Source organism: Proteus myxofaciens ATCC 19692, from assembly GCF_001654855.1.
Classification (GTDB): Bacteria; Pseudomonadota; Gammaproteobacteria; order Enterobacterales; family Enterobacteriaceae; genus Proteus; species Proteus myxofaciens.
Genome location: NZ_LXEN01000197.1, coordinates 1 through 780, shown reverse-complemented (window position 1 = coordinate 780; position 780 = coordinate 1). Strand labels below are relative to the sequence as shown.

1 protein-coding gene is annotated in these 780 nt (G+C 37.8%); it reads left to right on the top strand.

Annotated features, from left to right (window positions below; all coding sequences use genetic code 11):
- On the top strand, positions 1-671 hold a 671-nt coding region (locus M983_RS17655; protein ID WP_425415208.1), incomplete at its 5' end, for a T6SS immunity protein Tli3 family protein.
- Positions 672-780: the final 109 nt, after the last annotated feature.

Genomic DNA, 780 nt, shown 5'->3' with positions numbered 1-780 from the left:
CGGCGATTAAAGAAGCCCAACAAGAGGCTGAACGTCAACGGTTAATTGCCGAAGAAATTAAAAGCTATGGACCGCCTACGGTGATTTATCGTATTGATGACCATCGGTTTTTTACTCTTGAGCAATACAGTGAAAAACGTGAGGGAATAACTTATTACAACAATACCTTAAAAGGGATACATCAAGGGATACTCTATGGCTCGGCATGTTTATATCAAGGGCGTTTAATATGGGCAACAGATCGTGATGATGCGCTCGTCTTTCCTGCCGTTCTTAATCGAAGAACGGATGGATGTGCAGGCACAAAGACAGCCTGCGTGAATTCATTATTAGTCACCCTTGATGGCGGTAAAAACTTTAGGCCCACTAATGCAGGGTTTGGTATTAATACAAATTCTCCGGGGCCTTATTCTGCTAATTTCGATATTATTGTCACAAATGAAGGTTTTTATTTAGGCGAAACCTCTGTTAGCCGTCGAGAAGATGATGATCAACTGGCTAAACCTTGGTGGCGTAAATTTTATTTCGATCTAACAGATTCAAACTATGTCCATAGCAGTGTCGGTGACAAAGAAATACCACCTTCTTCATTAAGAACCCCCTCTGGTCAAACCCGTTTTGATTGCAGCGATCCCAATATTTACCCTATTTCGCAAAAGGAAAAAGAATGAGTCATCATAATTTAAAAACAACCCAATTTATATAAATCTACTTTTTAATTGATTTATTTAAAATAGGATAAATAAATCAGTTAAAAATAAGGTTTTATTAAAATCAAAC